Consider the following 254-nt stretch of genomic DNA (forward strand, 5'->3'; position numbering starts at 1 on the left):
ACGCTTCTTGGCCGATGTTTACGGTGCCATGACCGGGCAAGGGGTGCAGGCACGCGACGCGCTGATGCCCGTCTTCTTTGGCCTGATCCTGCTGCTGCTGTCGCTGCCTGTGATGGCGCTGGCATGGGGCGCGCGGGTCACCGACCTAACTGAGCTTTGGGCGCTGTTCAGCCGGGGCTTCGCCTTTGGCGAGACGCGGATCCGTCCCACGGATTTCCTCTCCTTCGCGGTGATCTTCGTGATCGGCTATGCCG

General features: G+C 64.2%; 1 pseudogene. It reads left to right on the plus strand.

The features are described 5' to 3' along the window. Positions 1-254, plus strand: a pseudogene (locus tag FCK22_RS18315) (DUF3772 domain-containing protein); the annotation flags it as partial.

Source organism: Sulfitobacter sp. 15WGC, from assembly GCF_005068605.1.
Lineage (GTDB): Bacteria > Pseudomonadota > Alphaproteobacteria > Rhodobacterales > Rhodobacteraceae > Sulfitobacter > Sulfitobacter faviae.